This is a genomic window from Sphingomonas naasensis, from assembly GCF_004792695.1.
GTDB classification, from domain to species: domain Bacteria; phylum Pseudomonadota; class Alphaproteobacteria; order Sphingomonadales; family Sphingomonadaceae; genus Sphingomonas; species Sphingomonas naasensis.
Genome location: NZ_SRXU01000007.1, coordinates 1 through 16,125 on the forward strand (window position 1 = coordinate 1; position 16,125 = coordinate 16,125).

General features: G+C 66.6%; 16 protein-coding genes. 1 reads left to right on the forward strand and 15 read right to left on the reverse strand.

Features of this window, described 5'->3' with window-relative positions; translation table 11 throughout:
* From E5A74_RS15305 to E5A74_RS15350, 10 genes are all read right to left on the reverse strand, one after another.
* The coding region (locus E5A74_RS15305; protein ID WP_338111989.1) for a biotin/lipoyl-containing protein at nucleotides 1-340 on the reverse strand (340 nt) is incomplete at its 3' end.
* A 93-nt stretch (nucleotides 341-433) separates the two neighbouring features.
* Complete coding sequence (locus E5A74_RS15310) at nucleotides 434-3,367, reverse strand: 2-oxoglutarate dehydrogenase E1 component (protein ID WP_135986707.1); 2,934 nt, start codon at nucleotides 3,365-3,367, stop codon at nucleotides 434-436.
* A gap of 151 nt (nucleotides 3,368-3,518) precedes the next feature.
* On the reverse strand, nucleotides 3,519-4,403 hold the full coding sequence (gene sucD / locus E5A74_RS15315) for a succinate--CoA ligase subunit alpha (protein WP_135986504.1): 885 nt from the start codon (nucleotides 4,401-4,403) through the stop codon (nucleotides 3,519-3,521).
* Nucleotides 4,404-4,466: 63 nt separating this feature from the next.
* Nucleotides 4,467-4,763, reverse strand: coding sequence for a GIY-YIG nuclease family protein (locus E5A74_RS15320; protein ID WP_135986505.1), 297 nt, complete (start codon nucleotides 4,761-4,763; stop codon nucleotides 4,467-4,469).
* A gap of 61 nt (nucleotides 4,764-4,824) precedes the next feature.
* Complete coding sequence (mdh, locus tag E5A74_RS15325) at nucleotides 4,825-5,787, reverse strand: malate dehydrogenase (RefSeq protein ID WP_135986506.1); 963 nt, start codon at nucleotides 5,785-5,787, stop codon at nucleotides 4,825-4,827.
* Nucleotides 5,788-5,956: 169 nt separating this feature from the next.
* Entirely contained in the window at nucleotides 5,957-7,798 is a 1,842-nt protein-coding gene (locus tag E5A74_RS15330; RefSeq protein ID WP_135986507.1) for a glycoside hydrolase family 2 protein, read from the reverse strand.
* 47 nt (nucleotides 7,799-7,845) lie between these two features.
* Entirely contained in the window at nucleotides 7,846-8,958 is a 1,113-nt protein-coding gene (gene zapE, locus E5A74_RS15335) for a cell division protein ZapE (RefSeq protein ID WP_135986508.1), read from the reverse strand.
* A gap of 136 nt (nucleotides 8,959-9,094) precedes the next feature.
* Nucleotides 9,095-9,547 carry a PaaI family thioesterase gene (locus E5A74_RS15340; protein ID WP_135986509.1) on the reverse strand — a complete coding sequence of 151 codons (453 nt, stop codon included), beginning with the start codon at nucleotides 9,545-9,547 and terminating at the stop codon, nucleotides 9,095-9,097.
* Nucleotides 9,544-10,326 (reverse strand): succinate dehydrogenase iron-sulfur subunit, encoded by a 783-nt coding sequence (locus E5A74_RS15345; protein WP_135986510.1) that lies wholly within the window; start codon nucleotides 10,324-10,326, stop codon nucleotides 9,544-9,546. The genes E5A74_RS15340 and E5A74_RS15345 overlap by 4 nt, the downstream gene beginning before the upstream one ends.
* 84 nt (nucleotides 10,327-10,410) lie before the next feature.
* Nucleotides 10,411-10,716 (reverse strand): ArsR/SmtB family transcription factor, encoded by a 306-nt coding sequence (locus E5A74_RS15350; RefSeq protein ID WP_135986511.1) that lies wholly within the window; start codon nucleotides 10,714-10,716, stop codon nucleotides 10,411-10,413.
* 128 nt (nucleotides 10,717-10,844) lie between these two features.
* Between E5A74_RS15350 and E5A74_RS15355 the strand changes: the two genes are divergently transcribed.
* Entirely contained in the window at nucleotides 10,845-11,588 is a 744-nt protein-coding gene (locus E5A74_RS15355; RefSeq protein WP_135986512.1) for an SDR family NAD(P)-dependent oxidoreductase, read from the forward strand.
* Here E5A74_RS15355 and E5A74_RS15360 read toward each other — a convergent pair.
* The 5 genes from E5A74_RS15360 to sdhC all read right to left on the reverse strand — a co-directional run bounded on the left by E5A74_RS15360 (nucleotide 11,585) and on the right by sdhC (nucleotide 15,949).
* On the reverse strand, nucleotides 11,585-12,163 hold the full coding sequence (locus tag E5A74_RS15360; RefSeq protein WP_135986708.1) for an ATP-dependent Clp protease proteolytic subunit: 579 nt from the start codon (nucleotides 12,161-12,163) through the stop codon (nucleotides 11,585-11,587). The genes E5A74_RS15355 and E5A74_RS15360 overlap by 4 nt on opposite strands.
* 39 nt (nucleotides 12,164-12,202) lie before the next feature.
* A complete protein-coding gene (locus tag E5A74_RS15365) occupies nucleotides 12,203-13,186 on the reverse strand; it encodes a C13 family peptidase (protein ID WP_135986513.1) in 984 nt (327 codons plus the stop codon).
* 156 nt (nucleotides 13,187-13,342) lie between these two features.
* On the reverse strand, nucleotides 13,343-15,145 hold the full coding sequence (sdhA, locus tag E5A74_RS15370; RefSeq protein WP_135986514.1) for a succinate dehydrogenase flavoprotein subunit: 1,803 nt from the start codon (nucleotides 15,143-15,145) through the stop codon (nucleotides 13,343-13,345).
* Entirely contained in the window at nucleotides 15,145-15,534 is a 390-nt protein-coding gene (sdhD, locus tag E5A74_RS15375) for a succinate dehydrogenase, hydrophobic membrane anchor protein (RefSeq protein ID WP_135986515.1), read from the reverse strand. Before sdhD ends, sdhA begins: the two co-directional genes overlap by 1 nt.
* The gene (gene sdhC, locus E5A74_RS15380) at nucleotides 15,527-15,949 is read right to left on the reverse strand and encodes a succinate dehydrogenase, cytochrome b556 subunit (RefSeq protein WP_135986516.1); all 423 of its coding nucleotides are present in this window, start codon (nucleotides 15,947-15,949) and stop codon (nucleotides 15,527-15,529) included. The genes sdhD and sdhC overlap by 8 nt, the downstream gene beginning before the upstream one ends.
* Nucleotides 15,950-16,125: the final 176 nt, after the last annotated feature.

The following is a 16,125-nucleotide window of genomic DNA, read 5'->3' on the forward strand; positions in this document are numbered from 1 at the left end:
CGGCGGCGGCGTCGCCGGCGGCAGGCGCCGGGGCAGCGGCGGGCGCGGGAGCCGGCTCGGCAGCGGCAGGGGCGGGCGCCGGGCTCGGCGATGCGGCTGCGCCGCCGCCTTCACCGACCGTGGCGATCACGGCGCCGACCGCGACGGTGTCGCCGATCTTGACCAGCTGATCGCCCATCACGCCCGCGACGGGGGAGGGAACCTCGACCGAGACCTTGTCGGTCTCGAGGCTGGCGATCGGCTCGTCGAGCTTCACGGCGTCGCCGGGTTTCTTGAGCCATTCGCCGAGCGTCGCTTCGGTGATCGACTCACCCAGAACTGGAACCTTGACGTCTGCCATCTTGTCTACCCTCGTCATCCCGGCGGAAGCCGGGATCTCCTGGTGTGGTACTTCATCGCCCGAGATCCCGGCTTTCGCCGGGATGACGGGATATTACGACTTCCGGGTCCGGCGAATCTCTTCGCGGACGCTGTGGCCGAGCGCTTCGGCGACGAGCGCCCCCTGCTCGGCGGTGTGGCGCTTCATCAGGCCGGTGGCGGGCGATGCCGCCGCGGCGCGACCGGCATAGCGCGGGCGCTGCGGCTTGACCTTCGCGTCGATCAGGCACTGTTCGATGAACGGCTCGACGAAGAACCAATAGCCGTTGTTCTTCGGCTCTTCCTGCGCCCAGATCACCTCTTCGAGGTTGGTCATTCGCTTGAGGCGCACGGTGAGCGGCTCGCCCGGGAAGGGATAGAGCTGCTCGATCCTGACGATCGCGGTGTTCTTGTCGCCCGCCGCGTCGCGCGCCTCGATCAGGTCATAGGCGACCTTGCCGGTGCACAGCACGAGCCGCTTCACGTCGGCATCGGCCGGTGCGTTGGGGTCCGACAGGATGCGCTTGAAGTGGCTGTCGCCGAGGAAATCCTCGGCCTTCGACACCGCCATCTTGTGGCGGAGCAGCGACTTGGGCGTCATCTGCACCAGCGGCTTGCGGAAGTTGCGGTGCATCTGGCGGCGCAGCAGGTGGAAATAATTCGCCGGGGTGGTGATGTTGACCACCTGCATATTGTCCTGCGCGCACAGTTGGAGGAAGCGCTCGGGGCGCGCCGAGCTATGCTCGGGACCCTGGCCTTCATAGCCGTGCGGCAGCAGCATCACGAGCCCGTTGGCGCGCAGCCACTTGGCCTCGCCCGACGCGATGAACTGATCGATCATGATCTGCGCGCCGTTGACGAAATCGCCGAACTGCGCCTCCCACAGCACCAGCGCCTTGGGGTCGGCCGAGGCATAGCCATATTCGAAGCCGAGCACGCCGTACTCGGAGAGCGGGCTGTCGAGCACCTCGAACGATCCGTGCGGGATGGTCTGGAGCGGCACATATTTGTGCTCGTCCTTCTGATCGACCCAGACGGCGTGGCGCTGCGAGAAGGTGCCACGGCCCGAATCCTGACCCGAAAGACGGACGCCGAAGCCTTCGGAGAGCAGCGCGCCGAACGCCAGCGCCTCGCCGGTCGCCCAGTCGAAATTCTCGCCGGACCTGAACATCTCGCGCTTGGCGTCGAGCACGCGGCCGAGCGTCTTGTGGATCTCGAGATCGCCAGGGATCTCGGTCAGCGTGCGACCGAGGCTGTCGAACAGCTTCTTCTCGATGCCGGTATCGACGCTGCGCCGCGCGGTCTCGGGATCGGCCGGGGCGCCGAGGCCCGACCAGCGGCCGGCGAACCAGTCGGCCTTGTTGGGCAGATACGACTTGCCCGCCTCGAACTCGCCTTCGAGCAGATTGGTGAACTGGTGGGTCTTCTCGTCGACGAAGCCCTGATCGGCGACGCCCTCAGCGGCGAGACGCTTCGCATAGACCTCGCTCACCGGCGGATGCTGCTTGATCTTGGCGTACATCAGCGGCTGCGTGAAGCTGGGCTCGTCGCCTTCGTTATGGCCGAAGCGGCGATAGCACCACATGTCGATCACGACGTCGCGCTTGAACTTCTGGCGGAACTCGATCGCGACCTTGCACGCGAAGGTCACCGCCTCGGGATCGTCGCCGTTGACGTGCAGGATCGGCGCCTGGACGCCCTTGGCGACGTCCGACGGATAGGGCGAGGAACGCGCGAACTGCGGGCTCGTCGTGAAGCCGATCTGGTTGTTGATGACGAAGTGGATGCAGCCGCCGGTATTGTAGCCGCGGATGCCCGAGAAGCCGAGGCACTCCCAGACGATGCCCTGGCCGGCCATCGCGGCGTCGCCATGGATCAGGACCGGAAGCACCTGCTCATGCTCGGCGAGATCGCTGCGCAGCGTCTGCAGCGCGCGAACCTTGCCGAGGACGACCGGGTCGACCGCCTCGAGATGCGATGGGTTGGCGACCAGCGACATATGGACGCTGATCCCGTCAAACTCGCGGTCGGTGCTGGTGCCGAGGTGATACTTCACGTCGCCCGATCCGGCGACGTCGTCGGGATTGGCCGAGCCGCCGCCGAACTCGTGGAAGATCACGCGGAACGGCTTCGACATCACGTTGGCGAGGACGTTCAGACGGCCGCGATGGGCCATGCCATAGACGATCTCGCGGATGCCGAGCTGGCCACCATATTTGATCACCGCCTCGAGCGCGGGGATCATCGCTTCGCCGCCGTCGAGCCCGAAGCGCTTGGTGCCGACATATTTCTTGCCGAGGAAGCGTTCCCACTGCTCGGCTTCGATCACCTTGGAGAGGATCGCCTTCTTGCCGTCGGGCGTGAACTGGATCGCCTTGTCCTTGCCCTCCATCAGCTCCTGAAGGAAGCGGCGCTCCTCGACATCGGCGATGTGCATATATTCGAGGCCGACATTGCCGCAGTAATTGGCCTGCAGGATCGCGACGATCTCGCGCACGGTCGCCTTTTCGAGGCCGAGCACGCCGCCGAGATAGATCGGGCGATCGAGATCGGCGCCGGTGAAGCCGTGATATTCGGGCGTCATGTCGGCGGGCAGATCCTGCCGCGCGATGCCGAGCGGATCGAGATTGGCGGCGAGATGGCCGCGCACGCGATAGGTGCGGATCAGCAGCATCGCGCGGATCGAATCGCCCGCGGCCTTGACGATATCGGCTTCGGACGCCGCCGGCGCCGCAGCCTTGGGTGCCGGGGCGCCGCCCTTGGCGGGCTTGGGCGCGGGCTCCATCTGGGTCGGGTCGAGCCCGGCGGTGAGCGCGTCGGTCTCGGTCAGCGGCCAGCGCGGATTGGCCCAGCTCGGGCCCGAGGCGGTGTTGTCGAGGCCTTCGAAGAACTGGCGCCAGCCGGCTTCGACCGCATTGGGGTCGGCCTTGTAACGGCGATACAGCGTCTCGATGAAGGCGGGGCTCACCCCGCCGGCGATCTGCTCGAAATCCAGGCCTTCGTAGCCCATCATCTTCTTCCTTCTTTTCCCTCTCCCACCGGGAGAGGGAGGGGCCCGCTCGGCGAAGCCGAGTGGGAGGGTGAGGGTCGAAAGGTGGGGCTGCCCTCACCCTTCCGCCACCTTCGGTGGCTCCCTCCCGCTCCCGGCGGGAGCGGGATTTTTAACCCTTCAACACTTCGACCAGCGTCTCGCCGAGCAGCGAGGGGCTGGCCGAGACGCGGATGCCGGCAGCTTCCATCGCCGCGATCTTGCTCTCGGCATCGCCCTTCCCGCCCGACACGATCGCGCCGGCATGGCCCATGCGGCGGCCCGGAGGCGCGGTGCGGCCGGCGATGAAGCCCGCCATCGGCTTCTTGCGGCCCTTCTTCGCCTCGTCGATCAGGAACTGTGCGGCCTGCTCCTCGGCGTCGCCGCCGATCTCGCCGATCATGATGATCGACTGGGTCGCCTCGTCGGCGAGGAACAGCTCGAGCACGTCGATGAAGTTGGTGCCGTTGACGGGATCGCCGCCGATGCCGACCGCAGTGGTCTGGCCGAGCCCGGCATTGGTGGTCTGGAACACCGCCTCATAGGTGAGCGTGCCCGAGCGCGAGACGACGCCGACCGAGCCCCTGGAGAAGATGCTGCCGGGCATGATGCCGATCTTGCATTCGCCGGGGGTGAGAACGCCGGGGCAGTTCGGGCCGATCAGCCGCGACTTCGAGCCGGTCAGCGCGCGCTTGACGCGGACCATGTCGAGCACCGGGATGCCCTCGGTGATCGCGACGATCAGCGGGATCTCGGCGTCGATCGCCTCGAGGATCGAGTCCGCGGCGAAGGGCGGCGGGACGTAGATCACCGACGCGTCGGCGCCGGTCTTCGACTTGGCTTCGGCGACGGTGTCGAACACCGGCAGGCCGAGATGCTCGGTGCCGCCCTTGCCCGGCGTCACGCCGCCGACCATCTGCGTGCCGTATTCGAGCGCCGCCTTGGTGTGGAAGCTGCCGGTCTCACCGGTCATGCCCTGGGTGATGACCTTGGTGTTCTTGTTGACGAGGATGCTCATCGGTCCGCCGTTCCTTCTAAACCTGCTCACCCCGGCGAAGGCCGGGGCCCAGTCTGGAAGCGCTCAAGGTGTCGCGATGCGGTCGTAAAGATCTTCCCATTCGGGGTTCATCCCTTCGATCTCTCGCAACTTCCAAGCGCGCTGCCACTCCTTCATTGGCCGCTCGCGTTGACGCGCGGCTTCCAAACTCGAATGCGGCTCGTACCAGACGAGCAACTTGCACCCGTACTTCTTCGTGAACCCGTCGACCACGCCATTGCGGTGCTCCCAGGCACGCTTGGCAAGGTCGAACGCGGAGCCGGTGTAGAGCGTGCCATTTCGCCCGCTCGCCATGATGTAGACATAGCCCTTGTCTTCCATCGCGGCCGCTCCGCAACTGGGCCCCGGCCTTCGCCGGGGTGGAGTTCACTCCTTTAGATTGTCAATTCAGCGAGCTATCGATGCCCTTGCACGCCACGAGCAGTTCCTTGACAGCGTCGACCGAGACCGAAAGGTTGGCCTTGGCTTCGTCGTTCAGCTTGATCTCGACCACCTTCTCGACACCGCCGGCGCCGATGATCACGGGCACGCCGACATAGAGATCGTCGACGCCGTACTGGCCGGTCAGGTGCGCCGCGGCGGGCAGGACGCGCTTCTGGTCGTAGAGATAGCTCTCCGCCATCGCGATGCCCGAGGTCGCCGGCGCATAGAAGGCCGAGCCGGTCTTGAGCAGGCCGACGATCTCGCCGCCGCCCGAGCGGGTGCGCTGGACGATCGCGTCGATGCGCTCCTTCGTCGAGAAGCCCATCTCGATCAGGTCGGGGACGGGGATGCCCGAGACGGTCGAATATTCGATTACCGGGACCATCGTGTCGCCGTGGCCGCCGAGCACGAAGCTGGTGACGTCCTTGACCGAGACCTTGAACTCGTCGGCGAGGAAGTGGCTGAAGCGCGCCGAATCCAGCACGCCGGCCATGCCGACAACCTTCTGGTGGGGCAAACCCGAGAATTCGCGCAGCGCCCAGACCATCGCGTCGAGCGGGTTGGTGATGCAGATTACGAACGCGTCGGGGGCGTTGGCGGCGATACCTTCGCCGACCGCCTTCATCACCTTCAAATTGATGCCGAGCAGGTCGTCGCGGCTCATGCCCGGCTTGCGGGCGACGCCGGCGGTGACGATGATCACATCGGCACCGGCGATATCGGCATAGTCGTTCGAGCCGATGATCTTTGCGTCGAAGCCCTCGACCGGGCCGCACTGGCTGAGGTCGAGCGCCTTGCCCTGCGGCACGCCTTCGACGACGTCGAACAGGACGATGTCGCCAAGGCCCTTGAGTGCTGCGAGATGGGCGAGCGTGCCGCCGATGTTACCGGCGCCGATCAGCGCGATCTTCTTGCGGGCCATGGAATCTCCTTAGCGTAGTCAAGCAGCCGCAGACGCAACTGGGGCGCCCTGAAATCCGGGGCGGCTTAGACCCATGATAGGAGGGTCGCAACCCGGGAATCGCTGTAGATCCGGATTATCTTTGCGACTAATTCGCAAGTGCAATAAGCGACGCGCACGCCGGCGCGGGTCAGCGGTTGGACCCGGCGCGGCGGCGATATTCCTCCGCGAGCACATAGAACGCCTGTTTGCGTGCGCCGGTTTCCGAGATCAGTCCCTTGCGGTTCCAGCCCTGCTGGAACACCGGATGCTGGCGGCGCGGCGAGCGGAAATCCTTGAGCAGCCACGGGCTCATCCCGGCGAGGAAGGGCACCTTGGCAGCCATCGCCAGCGTCTGGCGGAAATACTCGGCCTGGAATTCCTCGCTGAACTTGTGCGGCCGGCTGGCGGCGTCGTGATAGCCGGCCTGGGCATCGGCGCCGAATTCAGAGAAGATCAGCGGCTTGTCCGTCGGCGAGCGCCATTCGAACCCGGGCAGATCGGCGAGCGGGTCCTGCGAGTACCAGCCGTTATAGGTGTTGATCGCCATCACATCGAGATCGGCGACCAGCGGGTCGTCGATGCTCATCACCTTGCCCTCGCGCTTGCTGAGCAAGGCCGCGGTGACCAGCCGGCTGTCGTCGAACCCGCGGACGTCGGCGATCAGCGTGCGCAGGAACGCATTGCGCGCGTCGCCGACCGGGGTTTCGTTGGCGACGCTCCACAAGGCGATCGAGGCGCGGTTGCGGTCGCGCAGGATGTTCTCGCGCAGCTGCGTGCGGGCGTCGGCGAGCGTCTTCGGGTTTTCCCAATTGACGCGCCAATAGACGGGAACCTCGCTCCACACGAGCAGTCCGAGCTCGTCGGCCATCCGCGTCATCACTTCGCTGTGCGGATAGTGCGCCAGGCGGACGAAGTTGCCGTTGAGGCCGAGCTTGATCTCGGTGAGCAATGCGCGGGCGGCGGCGGGGGTGATCGCGCGGATCGGATTGTTGCCGAGTTCCTCCTCGTGCATCGAGATGCCGCGCAGGAAAACGGGCTTGCCGTTGAGCAGGATCTGCGTGCCGCGGGTCTCGATCGTGCGAAAGCCGATACGGTCGCGAAGCACGTCGTCGCCCGACGCGGTCTCGACGTCGTAGAGCGTCGGCGCTTCGGGTGACCAGCGCTTGAGGGCGCGGGGGGCGGGGGCGCTGCCGGTCCATTGGCCGTCCTGACCGGTTCTGCCCGAGAGCGTGAGGCCGAGCGCGGGGATGCGGACGCTGAAATCGCGGTTCGACGCCTGACTGCCATAGATCCGGATATCGGCATGGATGCGCCCGTCGCGGCCGAGGCGAACCCATGCATTGTCGACGAAGGTCTCGGGCACGGTGATCAGCGTCACCGAACGCGTGATGCCGCCATAGGTCTCCCAATCGGTGACCGGCGGGGGAACGTCGTCGTCGGTGCGCGCGGAATCGACGCCGACGGTGATCTGGTTGCTGCCGTCGCGGAGCAACTCGGTCACGTCGAAGACGAAGGGGGTGAAGCCGCCGCGATGGTTGCCGACCGACTTGCCGTTGAGATAGACGTCGGCGGTATAATCCGCGGCGCCGAAGCGCAGGAACACGCGGGTGCCGGGCGCGGGCTTGCGCGCTTCGAAGTTACGCTGGTACCAGACGAGCCCCTGATAATAACGCATCTCGGCGGCGTGGCCGATCCAGCTGCCGGGAAGGTGGACCACCGGCGAGCGCTGCATGTCGAATTCGTAGAGCGCGCTCGGATTCTTCTCGAGCGCATCGGCCTGGTTGACCTCGCTCCAGCGCCGGCTGCTCTCGCCGGGCATGCCGCCATGGAAGCCGGCCTTGCCGTCGCGATAGGGATCGACCGACCAGTGCCACGCGCCATCGAGGCTCTGCGAGGGGCGCATGTCGGCGCCGGTGAGCAGCGCCTGGGCGAGCGCGGGAGGGGCGAGGAACAGCGCCAGCAAAACCAGCACGCGCGACAACAGCCTCATTATGCCCTCCTTTGTGCTCCGGCCTTCGCCGGGGCAATGCCGTCAGCCTAATGCTCGCCGTGGCCCTCGGCCAGATATTCGTCGGACGCCATTTCATGGAGCCGCGACGCGGTGCGCTCGAATTCGAAGGCGCCGTCGCCGGCGATGTAGAGATCGTCGGGCAGCGCATCGGCGGCGGCGAGCAGCTTGACCCGGTTCTCGTAGAGCGCGTCGACCAGCGTCACGAAGCGCGCCGCCTCGTTGCGGTTCTCGGGGCCCAGCCGCGGGATGCCGACGAGGATGACGGTGTGGAAACGGTGCGCGATGGCAAGATAGTCAGGCGCGCCGCGCGCCTCGCCGCACAGCTTTTTGAACGAGAAGACCGCGACGCCCTTCACGCAGCGCGGGACATGGATCGTGCGGCCGCCAGGTACGGGCAGATCGCAGGCGGGCACGCGCGCCGCATCCTCGACCGGATAGTCGGTGAGGCGGAAAAAGGCAGCGGAGAGCGTCGCGGTCGCCTCTGGGCCGTTGGGCACCAGCCAGGTCTTCATGCTGCCCAGCCGATCGAGCCGATAGTCGACCGGGCCGTTGAGCGTGAGCACGTCCATTCGGGCTTCGATCAGCGCGATGAAGGGCAGGAAGAGCTGGCGGTTGAGCCCGTCCTTGTAGAGGTCGCCCGGCGCGCGGTTCGACGTGGCGACGACGGTCAGGCCATGCCCCATCATCTCGATGAACAGCCGCGAGAGGATCATCGCGTCGGCGGGGTTGTTGACCACCATTTCGTCGAAAGCGAGCAGGCGGATGTCCTCTGCCATCGCCTCGGCGACCGCGACCACCGGATCGGCGGTGTTTTTCTGGCGCTCGAGGTTGAGCCGCTGGTGCACCTCGAGCATGAACTCGTGGAAATGGACGCGACGTTTGCGGCGAATGTCGACGCAGTCGAACAGCAGGTCCATCAGCATCGATTTGCCGCGACCGACGCCGCCCCACAGATAGACCCCGCGCGGCGGCTCGGGGGCGCGACCGAGCGCGCGCCACAGGATGCTGCCTTTCTTCGGCACGGCCTCGAGTTCCTCGGCGAGCCGATCGAGCCGCGCGGCGGCGGCGGCCTGTTCGGCATCGGCACGGAGTTCCCCCGCGGCGACCAGCGCATCGTAGCGGGCGAGGACCTTGCTCAACGCCGCCCCTCGTCATCCCCGCGAAAGCGGGGACCCATCTCGCGCGCGATCCCCAGGCGCACCGGATGCATTTCGCTGCGCCTTCCGGAGATGGGCCCCCGCTTTCGCGGGGGTGACGCAATACGGGAAAGGCGTGTCATTTGGCCGACGGTTTCCGGATCGTGCCGAGGAAGCTGGCGACCATCACCTCGTCCTGCACCACCACGCCGCGCAGGAAGAGCAGCCGGCCGGTCTCGCGGAGCAGCTCGACACGCGCCTCGGTCGCCACGCCGATCGCGCCGCCGGTGATGAACTGGATCGACATGTCGAGCGTCGACGCCGGCCCACTGAGCACGCCGAAGCTGCGACCCGCGGCGAACAGCGCCATGTCGATGAAGCCGGCCAGCGCGCCGCCATGGATATGGTCGCGCAGATTCGAATGTTCGTGGCGGAACGTCGTGCGGACGCGCGCGATCCGCTCCTCGCGCTTGACCGAGAGCGCGCCGATGAAGCTGTTGAAGCGGCCGGAGTCGAGGATCTGCCAGCGCTTCCAGCCCGGCAGATCGGGATCGTCGTCGTAGCGGAAATGCTGCTCGACGAACTCGCTCAAAGGGCGCGCTCGGCTTCCATCTTCTTGATCTCGGCGATCGCCTTGGCGGGATTGAGGCCCTTGGGGCAGACGTTCGCGCAGTTCATGATCGTGTGGCAGCGATAGAGGCGGAACGGATCCTCGAGCTGGTCGAGCCGCTCGCCGGTCATCTCGTCGCGGCTGTCAGCCAGCCAGCGATAGGCCTGGAGCAGGATCGCGGGCCCGAGGAACTTGTCGCTGTTCCACCAATAGCTCGGGCACGAGGTCGAGCAGCAGGCGCACAGGATGCACTCGTACAGGCCGTCGAGCTTCTCGCGGTCCTGCGGCGACTGGAGCCGCTCCTTGCCCGAAGGCGTGGTCGACACGGTCTGCAGCCACGGCTTGATCGAGCTGTACTGCGCGTAGAAATGGGTGAAGTCGGGAACGAGGTCCTTGATCACGTCCATGTGCGGCAACGGGGTGATGCGGATGTCGCCCTTGATGTCCTCGATCGCCGTGGTGCAGGCGAGGCCGTTGCGGCCGTCCATGTTCATCGAGCACGACCCGCAAATGCCCTCGCGGCACGAGCGGCGGAAGGTGAGCGAGCTGTCCTGCTCGGATTTGATCTTGATCAGCGCGTCGAGGACCATCGGGCCGCAATCGTCGAGATCGATCTCGAAATTGTCGTAGCGCGGGTTCTCCCCGCTACCGGGATCATAGCGGTAGATCTTGAACTTCTTGACCCGCCTTGCGGACGCGTCGGCCTTGTGGTCCTTGCCCTTGGTGATGCGGCTGTTCTTGGGCAGGCGAAAGTCGGCCATTCCTCGGAGTCCTTGAGCGACGGTGTTCGCTGCGCGGGCTATGCCTTTCGCAAACGCAGCGCAACCCCGTAGGATGCGCGCGCGTCAGGCTTTGTTGGCGAGCACCGTGGCGAGCAGCCCGGGAAAACGGGCATCGAAATCGGTGCAGCGCAGGCGGTTGATCCGTTCGCGCCCCTCGACCGAGGTCTCGATCAGCCCCGCGGCGCGGAGCACGTTCAGGTGATTGGAGATCGTGCTCTTGGGCGTGCCCTGCGCGCAGGCGGTGCTGGCGTTGAGGCAGGGGCATTCGACCAGCTTGGCGACGATGTCGAGCCGCACCGGATCGGCGAGCGCGTGCAGCGCGGCCGCGAGGCTGACGTCCTTGAGGTCGGGGTGCACCAAGCGATCCATGGCACCGATATAGAAACACTTCGTCGTTTCCATAGTTCGGGAATGTTGAACTATCCTTGCCGCTCCCCAAGTTGCGCTTCGTCCCGGCAGCCGGCGAAGCGATCGGCTGGGGACCGGAGATTTGAGCAATGTCGAAGAAGCTTCAGGGCAAGCGCGCGCTGGTCACCGGCGGGTCGCGCGGAATCGGCGCGGCGATCGCGAAGCGGCTGGCCGAGGACGGCGCCGATGTCGTGATCACCTATGCCGGCAATCATGATGGCGCGAGGGCCAGCGTCGCCGCGATCGAGGCGCAGGGCGTGAAGGGCAAGGCGATCCAGGCCGATGCCGCCGATCCCGCCGCAGTGAAGGCGGCGGTCGACGAAGCCGCGGCGACGCTGGGCGGTATCGACATCCTCGTCCACAATGCCGGCGTGGCGGGCTTTGTCGGGGTCGATCAGGAGAGCGTCGACAGCTTCCGCCGGGTGTTCGCGGTCAACGTCGACGGCGTGGTCGCGGGGACGGTGGCGGCGGTGCCGCATCTCGCCGATGGCGGGCGGGTGATCATCACCGGCAGCGTGATGGGCGACGCATCGATGTTCCCCGGCGCGGCGAGCTATGCTGCGAGCAAGTCGGCGGTGCAGGGCCTCGCCCGTGGCTGGGCGCGCGATCTCGCGCCGCGCGGCATCCTCGTCAACGTCATCCAGCCCGGGCCGATCGATACCGACATGAACCCCAAGGACGGCGAGATGGCCGCGCAGTTGCTGCCGACGATCCCGCTCGGCCGCTATGGCCGCGGCGAGGAAGTTGCCGCGCTCGCCGCGTTCCTCGCCAGCGACGACGCGTCGTACATCACCGGCACGACGATCGACGTCGACGGCGGAACCACCGCCTAGATCAGATCGAGCACGAGGCCGAGGTCGCGCGCCTCCTCGGCCTCGATATACCAGTTCGACGGCGCGCGCTCGCGGACCTCGTCGAAGCGGATCTTCGATCCGGCGACGAGGTCGCGAAATCCCTCCTCCTCGATCCGCACCGATTCCTCGATCTCGTGGAGATCGGCCTTGAGCCCCGCCACCACGCTGCGCAGCGGGCCCGAGAGATTGACGGTCTTGGTCAGGATCCGCTCATGGACCATGATCCGCGTGCCGCGGGTGAGGAAGCGCTTGTCGACCGGGAAGGTTGCCATGAAGGTGGCGCCTGCCGAATAGACCGCGACCTTGCCGAGGAAGAGCGTCTCGCGGCCGGTATAGTCACGCAGCAGGCGCAGCTCGTCGCCCATCAGCCGGGCGACTTCGGGATCGCCGCCCAGCGTCGACAGCGCGACGACCAGCGTCCCCTCGGCGGGCGCGTTGCCGAGTTGCTGGCGGAAGCTCTCGTACATGCCATGGTCCACCGTGCCGTGGAGCAGGATGTGCGGCTGGCTGAGCAGCGGATAGCGCGCGGCGCGATTTTCGGGCGTGTCGGTCATCGCCTGCGCAACCGTCACCGGCGTCCGCGGTTCCCGCAGTCAGGGCTTGAGCGCGTCGGTCGCCGGCGCGCCGACCGGAGCGGTAGCGGTTTTGGGCATCCGCGCCTCGAGCTGCGCGAGCCAGGCCTCGACGCCTTCGCCGACCGTCACTTGCGGATTCGACGCGGGCAGTCGGTTCGACATCTCCCAATCGCTGATCGTCTCGCGCGCCTCGACCAGCGCATCGCCGAGCGACTGGGGCTTGCGCAGCGCGTGGTTGACCAGCGCGTCGCCGAAGAACGTCCAGTCATTCTCGGCACGGCAGCCGAACGAAGTGCGATCCGAGGAGGCCGCGGTGAGCAGGGCAGTGTCGTCGCTGGTCAGGACGGGGACGAAAATACCCGAATAGCAGGCGCTGAGGATCAGCACGCGCTTCCGGATTCCGAGATCGTCAAGCAGCGCGGCGAAGCGGCGCGGAGTGATCAGCCCGAAACCCTCGTCGCCGTCATGATAGGCGATACCGACCTGCGCGCCGTGACTGGTGAGGTACAGGACGAGCACGTCCTCGCTTTTGTCCATCACCGCGGCGACGCGTGCCAGCGCGAGAGCGAGTGAACGCGGCGTGCCCATGGCCAGCGCGCTGGGGCCGCGGCCATCGGCGCCGGCAAGGACGATGCTCCGCCCGACGGCGTCGTAGCGGCGCGACAGCACCTTGCCCGCCTCGCGCGCCTCGCGCCCGAACACCGGATCGCTGTCGAGCGCGGCCGCGACGATATAGGCGTCGATCACACCCTTGCGCTGCGGCCGCAGCGCGGCGAGCGCCGCGGTCAGCCTGCGTTGCTGGTCGAGCTCCCAGCTCGCCGGACGTCCGCGTTCGAGATGCGGCCCGAGCGGGCTTCCGCCATCGGGCAAATTGGGCCAGTCGGTGGTGTGCCGCGGTGGATTGTCGCTTTGCCGGGCGCCCGACTGGCCCGCGGCCGAAGCGGTGATCGCTACGGGCAGCAGCAGGACCGCGAACACGCGCAGACCGACAGGCAATCGCATCAGCCACCCCTTCGCCGAACAGGGCTTCAATCTGGGGCGGTGGCGACAGCTGTCAAGCAGGCCGACTCCCGGCGCGCCAGAAATCGTGCACTGCACGGCGCGAGGCAGACAAGCCTGCCGTGATCACCTTGTCGCTGGAGCCGGCGAAGACCTGTCTTAGTACACCCGCTTCTTCGGCTTGATGTACTCGATCTCGTCGGTGAGCGTGTAGTCGTGCACCGGGCGGTAGTCGATCGACACCGCGCCGCCCTTGCCGCCCCAGCCGTCGAAGGTCGCGACGGTGTGCTTCATCCAGTTCGCGTCGTCGCGGTTGGGGAAGTCCTCGTGCATGTGCGCGCCGCGGCTTTCCTTGCGGTTGGCGGCGCACTGGATCGTCACCACGGCCTGGCCGATCAGATTGTCGAGCTCGAGCGTCTCGACCAGATCGGTGTTCCAGATCAGCGAGCGGTCCGAGATGCCGACGTCCTGGAAGCCCTGATAGACCGCGTCCATATGCGTGACGCCTTCCGCCAGCAGCGCGCTGTCGCGGAACACGGCGCAATGGCGCTGCATGGTCTTCTGCATGTCGGCGCGGATCTGCGCGGTCGGCTTCGCGCCCTTGGCGTTGCGGAAGTGATCGAGCCGGGTGAGCGCGAACTCCTCCGAATTGGCCGGCAGCGCGTCGTGCTTGGTGTTGGGCTTGAGGATCTCCTTGAGGCGGAGACCCGTCGCGCGGCCGAACACGACCAGATCGATGAGGCTGTTCGAGCCGAGGCGATTGGCGCCGTGCACCGAGACGCACGCCGCCTCGCCGACCGCGAACAGGCCGGGGACGACGCTGTCCGGGTTGCCGTCCTTCAGATGGACGACTTCGCCGTGATAGTTGGTCGGGATGCCGCCCATATTATAGTGAACGGTCGGAACCACCGGCAGCGGCTGGCGGGTCAGGTCGACGCCGGCGAAGATCTTGCCGGTCTCGGTGATGCCGGGCAGGCGCTCGTGCAGGATCTTCGGGTCGATATGGTTGAGGTGAAGGAAGATGTGATCCTTCTCCTTGCCGACGCCGCGGCCTTCGCGGATCTCCATCGCCATCGAGCGGGCGACGACGTCGCGCGAGGCGAGGTCCTTCGCGCTCGGCGCATAGCGCTCCATGAAGCGCTCGCCCTCGGAGTTGGTGAGGTAGCCGCCCTCGCCGCGCGCACCCTCGGTGATCAGCACGCCGGCCCCGTAGATGCCGGTCGGGTGGAACTGGACGAATTCCATGTCCTGCAGCGCGATGCCCGCGCGCAATGCCATGCCGTTGCCGTCGCCGGTGCAGGTGTGCGCCGACGTCGCCGACTGGTAGACGCGGCCGCCGCCGCCGGTGGCGAGCACCACGGCATGGCTGCGGAAGCGGTGGATGCTGCCGTCTTCCATGCAGAGCGCGATCACGCCGCGGCACTTGCCGTCTTCCATGATCAGGTCGAGCGCGAAATATTCGACGTAGAAGTCGGCGTCGTACTTCAGGCTCTGCTGGTAGAGCGCGTGGAGCATCGCGTGGCCGGTGCGGTCCGCCGCGGCGCAGGTGCGCTGGACGGGCGGGCCTTCGCCCATATTCTGCATATGGCCGCCGAACGGGCGCTGGTAGATCGTGCCATTGTCGTTGCGGCTGAACGGCACGCCGGCATGCTCGAGCTCATAGACTGCGGCGGGCGCCTCGCGGACCATATATTCGATCGCGTCCTGGTCGCCGAGCCAGTCCGAACCCTTGACGGTGTCGAACATGTGCCACGACCAGTGATCGGGGCTGTTGTTGCCGAGGCTCGCCGCGATGCCGCCCTGCGCCGCCACGGTGTGGCTGCGCGTCGGGAACACCTTGGTGATGCACGCGGTCTTGAGGCCTGCCTCGGCGCAGCCCATCGTCGCGCGGAGGCCCGAGCCGCCGGCACCGACGACGACGGCGTCATAGCTGTGATCGATGATCTTGTACGCGGCGGACATCAGAGCGCGGCTCCGGCGGTGAAGGCGACCTTGAGGATCGAGAAGATCGCCAGCGTGGCGGTCGCGATGGTGAAATACTTCAGGAGGAGCAGCAGCACGAAGCGCGTGTGATCGTGCTGATAGTCCTCGATCACCACGGTGAGGCCGTGGTGAAAGTGATAGAAGACGCTGACGACGAGGAGGATCAGCGGCACCGCTACGAGCGGCTGCGCGATCCATGCGGCGAGCGTCGCGGAATCATAAGCGGGCAGCAGCGCCAGCGAGATCAGGAACCACAGGACGAGGATCAGGTTCGATCCCGCGCTGATCTTGTGGTGCCACCAGCCGTGCGAACCTTCGTGCGCCGAACCGAGGCCGCGGACGCGGCCGATGCTGGTGCCATTACCCATTGCTCTTCTCCAGCAGGAAGGCCCAGAAGCCCGCGGTGAGGATCACCGCGACGAAATAGGTCGCGAGTGCCGTGCGCTTGTTGGCCTTGAGTTCGAAATTGGCGCCCGCGTCGAGGAACAGGTGGCGCACGCCCGAGGCCATGTGCTGGAAGAAGCTCAGCGTCAGGCCGATGCCGAAGACATAGCCGACGATGTTGAGCTTGCCCGAGCTCAGCGTGAACAGATCGACGAACGCGGCATAGGCGGCGGGTCCCGAAGCCAGCGCGCTGAGCCACCAGACGAACAGGATCGTCCCCACGGTCGCCATGCCGGAGCCGGTGGCGCGGTGGGTGATCGAGACCGCCATCGAGGGGCCCCATTTCCAGATCGAGAGATGCGGCGAGAGCGGTCGCGCGGAGTTGCGGACGTTGGCCAAGGAACTTCCTTTCGGGTCGACGCCGCTTCCTTAGTCCCCGGTGCAGGGGATGCAAGTCGCGATGCGCAACCCGTGCCGGGTTCTAACCGCCTCTTAACCAATCTCGCGGCATAGCGGGGAGGAATAGCGGCCGAGAGTTCCCCGCGGCCGCGCAAGGGGACCCAATACGGTGGTAT